Genomic DNA, 12,674 nt, shown 5'->3' with positions numbered 1-12,674 from the left:
ATGGGCCGCCTTCAGGATCCAATACCGATTTCCGACCGATCGATACCAAGGACGAACATGCTCGACCTGCGCCGCCTGCGTTGCTTTCTGGTTGTCAGCGAAGAATTGCACTTCGGCCGCGCCGCGGCGCGCCTGCACCTGTCTCAGCCGCCATTGACCCGGCAGATCTCGGCGCTGGAAGCGGAACTGGGCTTTCGCCTGTTCGACCGCAGCTCGCGCAACGTCACGCTCACCGCCGAAGGCCGGCACTTTCTGCCCTACGCACGGGCGTTGCTGGAACAGGTCGAGCGCACGGCCACCATCGGCCACAAGCTGGCCGCCGGCAGCGTCGGCCATCTGGCCCTGGGCTTCGCCAGTTCCATCGCCCTGTCCGACCTGTTCAGCCAGGCCGTCCGGGATTTCTGCTCGGCCCACCCGCAGGTCCAACTGACGGTCGAGGAAGGCGCGTCCACCGCGCAGTGGTCGCAGATCGCCGAGGGACGCCTAGACGTCGGCCTGGGCCGCCTGCATCCGCCGGCCGACCGCTCGGACATCGAAGTGACGTGCCTGGGCCAGGAACCGCTGATCGCCGCCGTGGCCAGCGACAGCCCCCTCGCCGCGCAGAAACGGGTGTCGCTCAGCGAATTGAGCGAACACCCATTGATCGCATTCCCGACGGACTACGGCTCCGGGCTCAACGAAAGCATCGAAACGCTGTACCGCCGCCACGGGCTCACGCCCCGCCGGGCGCCGACCGGCAAGCAGATCACCTCGCTCATCGCCCTGGTGGCAGCGGGCCGGGGCGTCGCCGTCGTGCCGCAGTGCGTGCAGACCCTGGCGCGGCACGGCGTCACCTACCGCCCCCTGGCGGAAGCCCACGCCACCGTGCCGCTGCTGGCGATGACCCGCCGAGAGGAGCGCAGCCCGCTGGTGCGCGCCTTCGTCGAGATCCTGCGCCGGAACTGATCAGAGCATCGGGTAACGCTTGAACAGCGCGGTCTGCTCCAGGCGCTCGGCATGGGCCTTCAGGGCCGGAAAGTCAGCGGCCTTCACCACTTCCGGCAGCACCAACTGGATGAACGACCACGCCACGGCGCTGGTCAGTGCGGCCTGATCGGGCCGTTCGTGCACCGGCCGCACCGCCAGCCGGCGATCCAGCTCCGCGCAGGCTGCGAGCAACTGCCGGGTGACGCGCTCCACCCACGGCTGATGGCGCTTTTCGGCCGGCCGCAGATTGTCCTCGTACACCCGCTGGACGGCCTTCTCGCAGGCCGCCAGCGCCAGCCCCAACGTGCTCAGCACTTCCACCAGCGCCTGCGGGTTCTGCGGCAGGCACCGGAAGGCCGGCGCCACGAGGGATCTGCCGTACTCGATGATCAGCGTCGAATCCATCAGCACGGTGCCGTCGTCCAGCAGCAGTGTCGGTGCCTTGACCACCGGGTTGACCGCGGAAAACGTCTCGAAGGCTCGGAACACCGACAGCGGCTCATGTTCGAACGGCACCCCCAGCAGGTCCAGGCTGATCGCCACCCGCCGCACGTAAGGCGAGTCCAGCATCCCTATCAGTTTCATGGCGTTCGCTCCCTAGTAGACATTGATTTTCAGTAGCCGCGAACGCCAAGGGCGCCCATGGATCCGGCGCCCCGCCGAACGCAGCTGCAACAGCCCCTCGCCGTCGATCAGGGCAAGCCCGGCCGAGAGCTTCAATTGTTCGCCGGGGCCGATCAGGTAATCGACGCCGTCGGCGCTGATCCAGTGCGTGCCGCTGACCGCCTGGGTGTACAGCGCCCGGTCGGCCTGCACCGACAGCAGTTGAGATTTGGCCAGTGCGACCTGAAGCCATTGCCGTTCCATAGCGTTGTGCCTCCTTAGGGCTGATGGTTTACTGTCCCTTACAGTAGAGAAACCGATGGCGCCAAAACATCGGTATTTATTACCAAAACGCGTAAGAAAAAGTGACATGTCGACCATTCCACCCATCACCTGCCTGCGCAGTTTCGAGGCCGTCGCACGGCTGGGCAGCGTCACGGCGGCCGCCAAGGAGCTGCACGTCACCCATTCGGCGATCAGCCAGCAGATCAAAGTGCTGGAGGAACTGCTCGGCGCCACCCTGCTGGTGCGCGAGGGGCGCGGCGTCAGGGTCAGCGAAGACGGGCGGCTTTACGCGTTGCAGATCCGCGAATCCCTGGGCGGCATCGCCGAGGCCACCCGGCAGATCAAGACCCAGCCCAAGGCTTCCGAGCTGGTGGTGGCGGTGGTGCCGTCATTCGGCTGCCATTGGCTGTTGCCGCGCCTGCCTAGCTTTCGGCAGGCGCACCCGCACGTCAGCGTGCGCCTGCAAGCGAGCCTGGCGGTGTCGAACCTGAACCGGGAATCGGTGGACGTCGGCATCCGCATGGGCAAGGGCGATTGGGAAGGCCTGGACAGCCATCTGCTGTTCCACGACGAAACCGTGGTGGTGGCGGCGCCGCACTTCAACGCGGGCGCCTTGCAGAAATACCCCGAAGAGATCGTCGGCAGCCGGATCATCTTCAACATGGAATCCTGGCAGCCCTGGTGCCAGGCGGCGGGCCTGGACATCGACGTGCCACGCTCGGGCCTGTGCAGCAACGATTCCAACCTGGTGCTGCAAGCGGTGCGCCTGGGCCAAGGCATCGCGCTGGAGCGGCGCAGCCTGGTGCATGACGCGATCCGCCGGGGGGAGCTGGTGCAGCTCAGCGAATACACGGCCCCCTACCCCTTCCCCTACTGGCTGGTGGTGCCGGGCCGCGAGCGCTCGCCGGCCCGGCGGCAGGCGTTCTGCGGGTGGCTTTGCGACGAGGTCGAGGCCTACCTGAACGAGCTGAACCCCGGCGCGGCGGACAGCGAACCTGGCCTGTGATTGTTCGCGATCCCTGGATGCACCATCCAGAAAAGCGGCGCTGATCCGCCCCCCCAAGCCTCCCTATCCTGAGCGCTCTCAACCCAGCCATCAGGAGTACACCCATGCCCAACCACAGCATCCAGGACAAAGTCGTGCTGATCACCGGCGGCGCCAAGAACCTGGGCGGCCTGCTCGCCCGCGATCTCGCCGCCCACGGCGCCCGTGCCGTGGCCATCCACTACAACAGCGACGCCAGCCGGGCGGCCGCCGAAGACACCGTGCAAGCCATCCGCGCCGCCGGCGCCCAGGCTCTGGCGATCCAGGCCGACCTCAGCGGCGCCGCCGCCATGGAAAGGCTGTTCGCCGAGGTGGTCGCCACCTTCGGCCGGCCGGACATCGCCATCAACACCGTGGGCAAGGTGCTGAAGAAGCCGATCGCCGAAGTCAGCGAGGCCGAGTACGACGAGATGGCGGCGGTCAACGCCAAGTCGGCGTTCTTCTTCCTGCGCGAGGCCGGCCGCCAGCTCAACGACAACGGCAAGGTCTGCACCCTCGTCACCTCGTTGCTCGGGGCGTTCACGCCGTTCTATGCGGCCTACGCCGGCACCAAGGCGCCGGTGGAGCACTTCACCCGCGCCGCGGCCAAGGAATTCGGCGAACGCGGGATTTCGGTCACCGCCGTAGGGCCGGGCCCGATGGACACGCCGTTCTTCTACCCCGCCGAAGGCGCCGACGCCGTGGCCTACCACAAGACCGCTGCGGCGCTCTCGGCCCTGTCGAGCACCGGCCTGACCGACATCGGCGACGTCGTGCCCTTCATCCGCCACCTGGTCAGCGACGGCTGGTGGATCACCGGCCAGACGATCCTGATCAACGGCGGCTACACCACCAAGTGATGCCCTCCGGGGCCCGGCGCAACCTGCGCCGGGCCTTTTTCTTTTCTGGCCGCCCTATACTCGGCACCACCGCCACCCCAGGAACGACAGGGTATGGACAAGCTTGAGCGCTACAGAATCTTTGTCCGCGTGGCGGAAATGGGCAGCTTCATCAAGGCCGCCAACCTGCTGGAGTTGCCGCGGGCGACCGTCTCCGCCGCCGTGCAGCGGCTGGAGAGCGAACTCGGCGCCCGCCTGCTGCACCGCACCACGCGCAACGTGCAACTGACCGCCGCCGGCACGCAACTCTTCGAACGGGCCGTGGAACTGCTGGCCAGCGCCGAGGCCATCGACCGGCTGTTCAAGGACCAGCAACGCCAGGTCAAGGGCCGCCTGCACGTCGACCTGCCCAGCCGCATCGCCCGCCGCGTGGTGGCCCCGGCGCTGCCGCAGCTGCTCGGCGAGTACCCCCATCTCCAATTGCTGCTCGGTTCCAGCGACCGCGCCGTGGACCTGGTGCGCGAAGGCATCGATTGCGTGCTGCGGGTCGGCCCGCTCACCGACAGCAGTCTGGCGGCCCGTCCGCTGGGGATGATCGAGCTGATCAACTGCGCCAGCCCCGACTACCTGCAACGCCACGGCACACCCGAAAGCGTGGAAGACCTGGCGCAGGGGCACCGGATGATCGGCTATGCCTCGCCGCTCTCCGGCCGGGAAATGCCCTGGGAACATGTCGATGCCCAGGGCCAGGCACACACGCTCACGTTGCCCAGCCAGGTGACGGTCAACAACGCCGAAAGCTACATCGCCTGTTGCCGGGCGGGCCTGGGGCTGATCCAGATCCCGCGCTACGACGTGCAGCACCTGCTCGATGCCGGCGACCTGTGCGAAGTGCTGACGGACGCGCGCCCGGCGCCGTTGCCGGCCACCCTGCTCTATCCGCACCGGCAGCAGCGTTCGGGGGTGTTGGAGGTGTTCGTGGACTGGTTGCAGGGGGTCTTGGCCCCCTGCTTGGTCAATCGGCAGCCAGGCCGCCGTCCATCGCCGTGAACGGTCGGCCCGGTGGCGGCGTCAGGCGCCGGGCGGGTGGTCGTCGGGTCGCTGGGGCAAGCCTTCGTACAGCGGCAGGCCGTACAGCAGCACGTCGGCCCGCTCCTCGCCGAAGCGCGCGATGTTCGGCAGGCGGGCCCACAGCACCGCGCCGATGGACTGCACGATCTGCTGGCTGGGCCGGTTGGCCGCCATGATCCACGCCACCAGGGTCTCCAGGCCGAACTGGCGGCCGAGGATCACCGTCGCATGGCCCAGGCGCACGCCGATGCCGCTGCCGTGGCGGTCGGCCCGCACGTAGATCGCGGTCTCGCCGGTGTGGCGGCAGGCCTGGGTGCCCCAGCTGAAGCGGTTGATCGACAGCCAGCCCACCACCTCGCCGCCGCGTTCGAGCACGTACACCGGCAGCCCGTCGCGCTTGTAGAGGTTGATGTAGAACGTCACTTCCTCCAGCGTCATCGGCCGGGTCACCGGCGAGTTGGCGCCGGTGCCGGCGGTTTCGTTGAAGATCTCCATCATCGCCGGCAGGTCGGCGTCGCAGGACTCGCGCACGCCGCGCGGCAGGGTCGCGGGCAAGGCCCGGCGGTTGAAACCGTTCATGCGCCGGCCTCCTCTGCAAAGACGCTCATCTTCAGTTGGCCCCGGGCCCGGGCCAGGCGCGAGCGCACCGTGCCGATGGGCACCCCCAGCTGCACGGCGGCGTCCTGATAGCTGATGTCGGAATCCACCAGCAGGTCGATCACCGCGCGCATGTCCACCGACAACCCGTCGATGGCCTCCACCGCGCGGCTGAGCAGGCGCTGGTGTTCGCTGACGTGGCTGGGGTCGTGCCCGTGCTCCAGGCTTTCGATGCCCGACTCTTCCAGCACCGCGCATTGCGGGCGGCTGTACAGGCTCTTGAAATGGTTGCTGACCAGGTTGGAGGCGATGCCGAACAGCCAAGTCTCCGGCCGGGACGCGCCGGCGAACTTGTGCTGGTTGCGCCAAGCCTCCAGGTAAGTCATTTGCATCAGGTCATCGACGTCGGCCTGGTTGAACACCCGCTTATTGATGAAGCAGCGCAGTTTGCGTTCGCTGCTGCGAGCCAGGCCTCCCAGGTCCAGCTTGATCGCGCCAATCACTTTCATGTCCGTTTGAACGGTATTCGAATCCACGCTTGATCCCTCATGTCTCACGCTATGCCGACAGTGGCGAGAGAGACAGAGAGCAGCGAACGTACCAACCTCGACGCATTTTCAAGCCATTGATTTAGAACGATTTAATTTTCGATAAACGCCGATTCGGGCAACTTGTTGCACTTTCGGAAAAATCCCCGTGCCAGTTCTTGCACGCCGTTTTCGGGCCAAGGAACGCCCAGGGAACCGGATGCCGCCGCGCGCCACTCAGAGCTCACCTGCACTGCGGTGGAAAGCGCGCCTCCATGAAAATCAACAGCTACAACGACGTCCTGCCCCTGGACCTGCCGGGCCGGTTTCCCTTCCCCGCCGACACGACCGTGGCCACGGCGAAAAACCCGCTGATCGACTCCATGGAAGAAGTCGCGCTCAAGTTCAGCGAAAGCGTCGAGCGGCACAGCAAGAGCCTGGACGAACGCCTGATCAGCGAATCGACGCGGGGCCAGCGGGTCGAGCGCATCGAGAAGCTCGCCGAGCTCTACCGCTTGCTCGACCACGGCGACCAACCGAGCCTGGAGCAACAGGCCCGGCGCATGCAGATGCAACTGCAGCAGCAACCGTCGCTGCAGACCGCGCTGGGGCTGGCCGAGCAGGATCCGGCGCGGGCCGACATCCTGTTGCAGCAGGCCTTGCGCCTGTCCTTGCAGGAAGGCCGGGAGACCGATGCGCAATCCACCCGCAGCCTGATCGACGAGCTGCGCCAGCTGCACGGCGACCGGATCCGCGCCGGGTTCAACACCGCCGGGGCCATCGCTCTGTTCACCCGCGACCCGCAGCAGCGCGCCGCGATGCGCCAGCTCTACTACAAGGCCATCGTCGGCCAGCAGCCGTTGGCCAACCTGCTCGAAGGGCTGCTCGAACAGTTCAGCGAAGAGCAGTTCGGCCGGGGCCTGCGCACCTTGCAGCGGGCACTGGCCGACGACATCGCCGCCCTGTCGCCGTCCCTGCCCGGTGGCGTGCTGGGCTCGATGCTGCGCGGGCTGGGTTCCTGCGGGCGGCTCAACAGCCTGCTCCAGGCCTGCCAGGCGTTGCTGGAGCGCCTGGGCCAGCGGCACGGCGGCATGACCTCGCTGGGCATGAGCAAACGGCTGCTGCGCTTTTGCGGCAACGGTTTCTTCGCCCGGGACCTGACGCTGCTGGGCGATGACACGTTGGGATCTGCGTCCGACCGTCAGGCGTGGTTCTTCAACGCCCTGTATCCGTTGCTGCAACAGCTGCCGCTGGTGCTGTGGAAAGACCTCAAGACCCGCCAGAACGGCCTGCGCCTGCTGCAGGGCCTGATGGAAGAGATGGCCCGCCAGGAGCGTCAGGCCCTGGGCCTGGACGATGGCCGGAGCCCGCGATGAACCGACTGATCCAAAGCCTCAACCGCCTGGCGCTGGCGGTGATGCGCCGCACCGAGATCGTCGGCGCGGTGATGGTCATGGCCATCGTGTTCATGATGATCCTGCCCTTGCCCACGCCGCTGGTGGACGTGCTGATCGCCCTGAACATCTGCATTTCCTCGCTGCTGATCGTGCTGGCCATGTACCTGCCCCGGCCCCTGGCGTTTTCCACGTTTCCGGCGGTGCTGCTGCTGACCACCATGTTCCGCCTGTCGCTGTCGATCGCCACCACCCGCCTGATCCTGCTGCAGCAGGACGCCGGGCACATCGTCGAGGCGTTCGGCAGCTTCGTGGTCGGCGGCAATCTGGCGGTGGGCCTGGTGATCTTCCTGATCCTGACCATCGTCAACTTCCTGGTGATCACCAAGGGGTCGGAACGGGTGGCCGAAGTGGCGGCGCGCTTCACCCTGGACGCCATGCCCGGCAAGCAGATGTCCATCGACAGCGACCTGCGGGCCAACCTGATCACCGTCCGCGAGGCGCGCCAGCGGCGCGAGCAGCTGTCCAAGGAAAGCCAGCTGTTCGGCGCCATGGACGGGGCCATGAAGTTCGTCAAGGGCGATGCCATCGCCGGCCTGGTGATCGTGTTCATCAACCTGATCGGCGGGTTCTCCATCGGCGTCCTGCAGAACGGCATGGAAGCCGCGGACGCCATGCACCTGTACTCGGTGCTGACCATCGGCGACGGCCTGATCGCGCAGATTCCGGCGCTGCTGATTTCCCTCACCGCCGGCATGATCATCACCCGCGTGGCGCCGGACAGTCAGGCCGGCGACGCCAACATCGGCCACGAAATCGCCGAGCAGCTGACCAGCCAGCCCAAGGCCTGGGTGTTCTCCTCCATCGGCATGCTGGGTTTTGCGGCCATCCCCGGCATGCCGGGCCTGGTGTTCGTCAGCATCAGCCTGGTGTGCCTGTCCGGCGGGCTGTTCCAGCTGTGGCGCATCCGCCGCCGGCAACTGTTGCAGGAACATGCCGGCGCCGCCCGCAACGCCGCGCCCGAGCTCAACGGCCGCGAGGACATCCGCCGCTTCAACCCCTCGCGCCCTTACCTGCTGCAATTTCACCCCGCTCACCAGGGCAGCGCCGAGGTCGAGCGGCTGGTGTCCGGCATCCGTCAGCGGCGCAACACCCTGGTGCACCGGTTTGGCCTGACCCTGCCCTCGTTCGAGCTGGAGTTCACCGAGCGCTGCGCCGAGGACGAATTCTGCTTCTGCGTCTACGAGGTGCCGCTGATCCGCGCCACCTTCGACAGCCGCCGGGTGGCGGTGCCGGTGCATCAGGTGGGCGAACTGCATGACGGCGAACGCGGCTCGGCGGAGCGCGACGAAGGCCAGTGGGTCTGGCTCGAACCGGAACACACGCTGCTGCGCATGACCAGCGTGGAGCCGGCGAGCGCCGAAGAACTGATCCTGGAACGCATGAGCCGCGCCTTCCAGGCCACCGGCCCGCGCTTCATCGGCTTGCAGGAAAGCAAGGCGATCCTCGGCTGGCTGGAAAGCGAACAGCCGGAACTGGCCCAGGAGCTGCAGCGCACCCTGCCGCTGGCCCGCTTCGCGGCGGTGCTGCAACGGCTGTCGGCGGAACTGGTGTCGCTACGCGCCGTGCGGCCGATCGCCGAGACCCTGATCGAGCAGGGCCAGCACGAACGCGACCTGAGCGCCCTCACCGACTACGTGCGCATCGCCCTCAAGGCGCAGATCTGCCATCAGCACGCCGACCAGGGCGCGCTGAACGCCTGGCTGCTGAACCCTGAGACCGAAGTGCTGCTGCGCGACGCCCTGCGCCAGAGTCAGAGCGAAGCCTATTTCGCCCTGGAGCCCGAGCTCGGCGGCGCCCTGCTGGAGCAACTGCGCGACGCGTTCCCGCTGCGGGCCCGGCCGGCCCCGGTGCTGCTGGTGGCCCAGGACCTGCGCAGCCCGCTGCACGGCCTGCTCAACGAGGAATTCAACCACGTCCCGGTGCTGTCCTTCGCCGAACTGCTGTCCAGCGTGCAGGTGCAGGTGCTGGGGCGTATCGATCTGCAAGAGGCACAGGCCATGCTGGCCTGACGGAGTGCGACCATGAAACCCCAGATGCTCTATGAACTGCGCGTGCTCACGGGCCTGCACCGTGGCGCGGCCCTGCCGCTGACCGGCGACGAGTGGAGCATCGGCTCCTCCAACGGCGCCGACCTGGCGCTCTACGATCCCGGCATCAAGGACCGCCATTGCCTGCTGCGGCTGGTGGACGACACCTGGTCGCTGTCGCGCAAGGACGGCGCAGTGACCGACAGCGAAGGGCACAAGGTCGACGCCATCGACACCCTGGAGCCGGGCACGCCCTTCTCGCTCAACGGCGTCTGGCTGTCGGTGGTCAGCGCCAACACCGAATGGCCCGAGGACGAGGAGCCCGTCGCCGACGCCTTCGCGCCCGAGGCCTTGCCCCTGAACGCCGAACCGGATGACGCGCCCCGGCCGCAAGCGGTGGTGCAGTCCCGTCCGCTGCTCGGGCCGCTGCTGTTGCTGGGCGCGTTGGCGCTGTTCCTCGGGGCGCTGATCTGGGGGCTCAGCGCCGAGGATCCGGTGCCGCTGGTGCCGGTTGCGCCGGCCCGCACGCCGCTCAAGGATGCCGCCGCCGTGCGCGGGGTGCTGGAGGACATGCTCAAGGAACGGGAGCTGCAAAGCCGCATCAGCATCGTCGAGGAACAGGGCAAGCTGCTGCTCAAGGGCCGTTTCGAAGAGGACGACCTGCTGCAATCCACCGAACGCATGCTGCTGCGCTTCGAGCAACAGTACCGCAGCCCCCTGCCGGTGCAGAGCGCCCTGCCCCCGGCCACTGATGTCTTGCCGTTCACCGTGGTGCAGATCAGCAACGCGCGGTTGCCCAGCGTGCTGACCAGCGACGGCCGTCGGCTGTTCCTCGGTGACGAGGTCGCCGGGGTGCGGCTGGTGGACATCAGCGACCACACGGTGGTGTTCGAAGGCGACCAACGCGTCGAGCTGAGCTGGTGATGCAGGCCGCGCTCGAACGCCTGGCCCAGTGGCAAGGCCAGCACCAGGCCCGCCTCGGGCACTGCGCGGCGGTGGAGATCCGCGGGCGCATCGTCGGGGTCAGCGGCATCCTGCTGCACAGCCGCATGCCCCGGGCGCGGATCGGCGACCTGTGCCGGATCCGCCGGGCCGACGGCGGCGTGGTGTTGGCCGAGATCGTCGGCTTCGACCGCGACCACACCCTGCTGGCGGCCCTCGGCCCGCTGGACGGCATTGCCGTCGGTGCGCCGGTCACGCCGCTGTTCCAGCCCCATGGCCTGGTGGTCAGCGACCGGCTGCTCGGCACCGTGCTCGACGGCTTCGGCCGCGCCCTCGGTGGCGAAGGCCCGGAAGCCTTCGCACCGGCCGGCACGCCCGGCGCCCTGCCAGTGATCCGCGATGCCCCGGCGGCCACCGAGCGGCCGCGCATCGAGGCCCCGCTGCCCACCGGGCTGCGCGCCATCGACGGCCTGCTCACCCTGGGCGAAGGCCAGCGCGTCGGGGTGTTCGCCGGGGCCGGCTGCGGCAAGACCACCCTGCTCGCCGAACTGGCGCGCAACACACCGTGCCAGGCCATCGTGTTCGGCCTGATCGGCGAACGGGGCCGCGAACTGCGTGAATTCCTCGACCATGAACTGGACGCCGAACTGCGCAGCCGCACCGTGCTGGTCTGCGCCACCTCGGACCGCAGCAGCATGGAGCGGGCCCGTGCCGCCTTCACCGCCACGGCCATCGCCGAGGGGTTCCGCGCACAGGGCCGCTCGACGCTGCTGATCATCGACTCGCTGACCCGCTTCGCCCGGGCCCAGCGTGAGATCGGCCTGGCCAGCGGCGAACCGGCCGGGCGCGGCGGCCTGCCGCCCTCGGTCTACAGCCTGCTGCCGCGCCTGGTGGAACGGGCCGGGCGCACCGGCGACGGGGCGATCACCGCGCTGTACTCGGTGCTGATCGAACAGGACTCGATGAACGACCCGGTGGCCGACGAGGTGCGCTCGCTGCTGGACGGCCACATCGTGCTGTCCCGGCGCCTGGCCGAGCGCGGGCACTACCCGGCGGTGGACGTGCTCGCCAGCCTGAGCCGGACGATGGGCAACGTCACGGGAACCGAACAGCTGCACGGCGCCACACAGTTGCGCCGGCTGATGGCGGCCTACCAGCAAGTGGAGATGCTCCTCAAGCTGGGCGAATACCAGCCGGGCAACGACCCGTTGACCGATTGCGCCGTGGATGCCCGGGCGCGGATCGACGCTTTTCTGCAGCAGTCGCTGCGCGAACCCGTGTCGCTCGACGACACCCTCGACCATCTCTTGCAGGTGACCGCCGATGTCCCACTCTGATTCCGACAACCTTTCGCCGGCCGGCGACGCGCTGCTGCCGACCCTCGACCTGCTGGCCCCGATCCGCCGCCACCGGCTGGCCATGGCCGAACAGGCCTGGCGCCGCCAGCGCGACGTGCTGGCGGCGTTGCAGACGCGCCTGACGCAAATGGCCGACGAGCTGCAACGGCTGCGCCGAAGCCAGCAGCAGGAGCGCCAGGAGCAGCGCGAGCAGCACAGCCACCGCCGCCTGCCGCTGCACGAAATGAACCGCTGGCTGGCCGGCGAGCAGCAGGCGATCCGCCGCATCGAGCGTTTCGAGCAGCACTACAAGGCCTTGCAGCAAGAGCACCGGCAACAGCAGCACTGGACCGACGACAGCCGCCAACAGCTGCGTCGGCGCCAGCGCGACCTGGAAAAGCTCGACTGCCTGCGCGACCTGTCCCGGGAGGCCTCATGAGCGCACGTCCTGCCTTGCTCAAGCCGCCGCCCCGGCCAGCGGAGCCGCCCCGTGCGCGCCAGGAGCCGCAAGCGCCCGGTGCCTGGCCGGCCCGGCACGGCGCCTCCCGTGAACTGCGCGGCGAAACCCACGACGACGGCGACCGCTTCGAACAACTGCTGGCAGGCATTGACGGCCCAAGTCCGGCAGACGTCGGCCAAGGTGCGGTGGCGGACTTCGGCGGCGACCGCCAGCCCTCCGGCCAGGATCCGGAGCGATCCGCCGGCGCCCCCCTGCCCCCCGGGCCGTCGGCGGGCCTTTGGCAAACCCTGTTGGCGCGCCTGGAGGAACGGCTCCAAGCGCTCGACGCAGGACCGCTCGAAGTCCAGTTGCACATGCCGACCCTCGGCACGGTGTCGGCGCGGATCAGCCAACAGGGCGACGCGTTGGAGATCGCCCTGGGTTTCGCCAAGGACAGCGCCCGGCGCTATTGCGACGCCCGGCGCCAGGCCAGCGCCGATTGGCTCGGCCGGCAGTTGGGCCGCCGCGTGCGCCTGACCCTGCACAGTGAGGCGCACTGA

At 68.4% G+C, this 12,674-nt stretch carries 14 protein-coding genes; 10 read left to right on the top strand and 4 right to left on the bottom strand.

What is annotated here, in order from left to right; translation table 11 throughout:
- Window positions 1-57 precede the first annotated feature (57 nt).
- Window positions 58-945: a LysR family transcriptional regulator gene (locus CAG33_RS23935; RefSeq protein WP_085633503.1), complete on the top strand. Its 888-nt coding sequence runs from the start codon at window positions 58-60 to the stop codon at window positions 943-945.
- Here the strand turns inward: CAG33_RS23935 and CAG33_RS23930 are convergent, their stop codons facing one another.
- Both CAG33_RS23930 and CAG33_RS23925 read right to left on the bottom strand, forming a co-directional pair.
- A complete protein-coding gene (locus tag CAG33_RS23930; protein WP_085633501.1) occupies window positions 946-1,551 on the bottom strand; it encodes a glutathione S-transferase in 606 nt (201 codons plus the stop codon). It abuts the gene before it with no gap.
- Between the two features lie 12 nt (window positions 1,552-1,563).
- On the bottom strand, window positions 1,564-1,833 hold the full coding sequence (locus tag CAG33_RS23925) for a hypothetical protein (RefSeq protein ID WP_085583656.1): 270 nt from the start codon (window positions 1,831-1,833) through the stop codon (window positions 1,564-1,566).
- A gap of 106 nt (window positions 1,834-1,939) precedes the next feature.
- Between CAG33_RS23925 and CAG33_RS23920 the strand changes: the two genes are divergently transcribed.
- The 3 genes from CAG33_RS23920 to CAG33_RS23910 all read left to right on the top strand — a co-directional run bounded on the left by CAG33_RS23920 (window position 1,940) and on the right by CAG33_RS23910 (window position 4,767).
- Complete coding sequence (locus CAG33_RS23920; protein ID WP_085640783.1) at window positions 1,940-2,860, top strand: LysR substrate-binding domain-containing protein; 921 nt, start codon at window positions 1,940-1,942, stop codon at window positions 2,858-2,860.
- 104 nt (window positions 2,861-2,964) lie between these two features.
- Window positions 2,965-3,738, top strand: a complete 774-nt coding sequence (locus CAG33_RS23915) for an SDR family oxidoreductase (protein WP_085583660.1) — start codon at window positions 2,965-2,967, stop codon at window positions 3,736-3,738.
- Between the two features lie 93 nt (window positions 3,739-3,831).
- On the top strand, window positions 3,832-4,767 hold the full coding sequence (locus tag CAG33_RS23910) for a LysR family transcriptional regulator (RefSeq protein ID WP_085640781.1): 936 nt from the start codon (window positions 3,832-3,834) through the stop codon (window positions 4,765-4,767).
- Window positions 4,768-4,788: 21 nt separating this feature from the next.
- Here CAG33_RS23910 and CAG33_RS23905 read toward each other — a convergent pair whose 3' ends face one another.
- Window positions 4,789-5,367 (bottom strand): GNAT family N-acetyltransferase, encoded by a 579-nt coding sequence (locus CAG33_RS23905; RefSeq protein ID WP_085640779.1) that lies wholly within the window; start codon window positions 5,365-5,367, stop codon window positions 4,789-4,791.
- Window positions 5,364-5,894: an RNA polymerase sigma factor gene (locus tag CAG33_RS23900; RefSeq protein ID WP_225927243.1), complete on the bottom strand. Its 531-nt coding sequence runs from the start codon at window positions 5,892-5,894 to the stop codon at window positions 5,364-5,366. The genes CAG33_RS23905 and CAG33_RS23900 overlap by 4 nt, the downstream gene beginning before the upstream one ends.
- 293 nt (window positions 5,895-6,187) lie before the next feature.
- Between CAG33_RS23900 and sctW the strand changes: the two genes are divergently transcribed.
- From sctW to CAG33_RS23870, 6 genes are read left to right on the top strand one after another with little or no spacing between them, the layout of a single operon-like run.
- Complete coding sequence (sctW, locus tag CAG33_RS23895; protein WP_085640777.1) at window positions 6,188-7,288, top strand: type III secretion system gatekeeper subunit SctW; 1,101 nt, start codon at window positions 6,188-6,190, stop codon at window positions 7,286-7,288.
- Window positions 7,285-9,378, top strand: coding sequence for a type III secretion system export apparatus subunit SctV (gene sctV / locus CAG33_RS23890; protein WP_085633497.1), 2,094 nt, complete (start codon window positions 7,285-7,287; stop codon window positions 9,376-9,378). Before sctW ends, sctV begins: the two co-directional genes overlap by 4 nt.
- 12 nt (window positions 9,379-9,390) lie before the next feature.
- Window positions 9,391-10,320, top strand: a complete 930-nt coding sequence (locus CAG33_RS23885) for an FHA domain-containing protein (protein WP_170930068.1) — start codon at window positions 9,391-9,393, stop codon at window positions 10,318-10,320.
- The gene (locus CAG33_RS23880; RefSeq protein WP_170930067.1) at window positions 10,320-11,675 is read left to right on the top strand and encodes a FliI/YscN family ATPase; all 1,356 of its coding nucleotides are present in this window, start codon (window positions 10,320-10,322) and stop codon (window positions 11,673-11,675) included. The genes CAG33_RS23885 and CAG33_RS23880 overlap by 1 nt, the downstream gene beginning before the upstream one ends.
- A complete protein-coding gene (locus CAG33_RS23875) occupies window positions 11,662-12,114 on the top strand; it encodes a type III secretion protein (protein ID WP_085640775.1) in 453 nt (150 codons plus the stop codon). Before CAG33_RS23880 ends, CAG33_RS23875 begins: the two co-directional genes overlap by 14 nt.
- Window positions 12,111-12,674 (top strand): type III secretion system HrpP C-terminal domain-containing protein, encoded by a 564-nt coding sequence (locus CAG33_RS23870; RefSeq protein ID WP_085640773.1) that lies wholly within the window; start codon window positions 12,111-12,113, stop codon window positions 12,672-12,674. Before CAG33_RS23875 ends, CAG33_RS23870 begins: the two co-directional genes overlap by 4 nt.

The sequence above is a fragment of the Pseudomonas sp. B3(2017) genome (assembly GCF_002113595.1).
Classification (GTDB): Bacteria; Pseudomonadota; Gammaproteobacteria; order Pseudomonadales; family Pseudomonadaceae; genus Aquipseudomonas; species Aquipseudomonas ekonensis.
The sequence above is the reverse complement of the archived record's forward strand: the minus strand, read 5'-3'. Positions and strand labels throughout refer to the sequence as shown.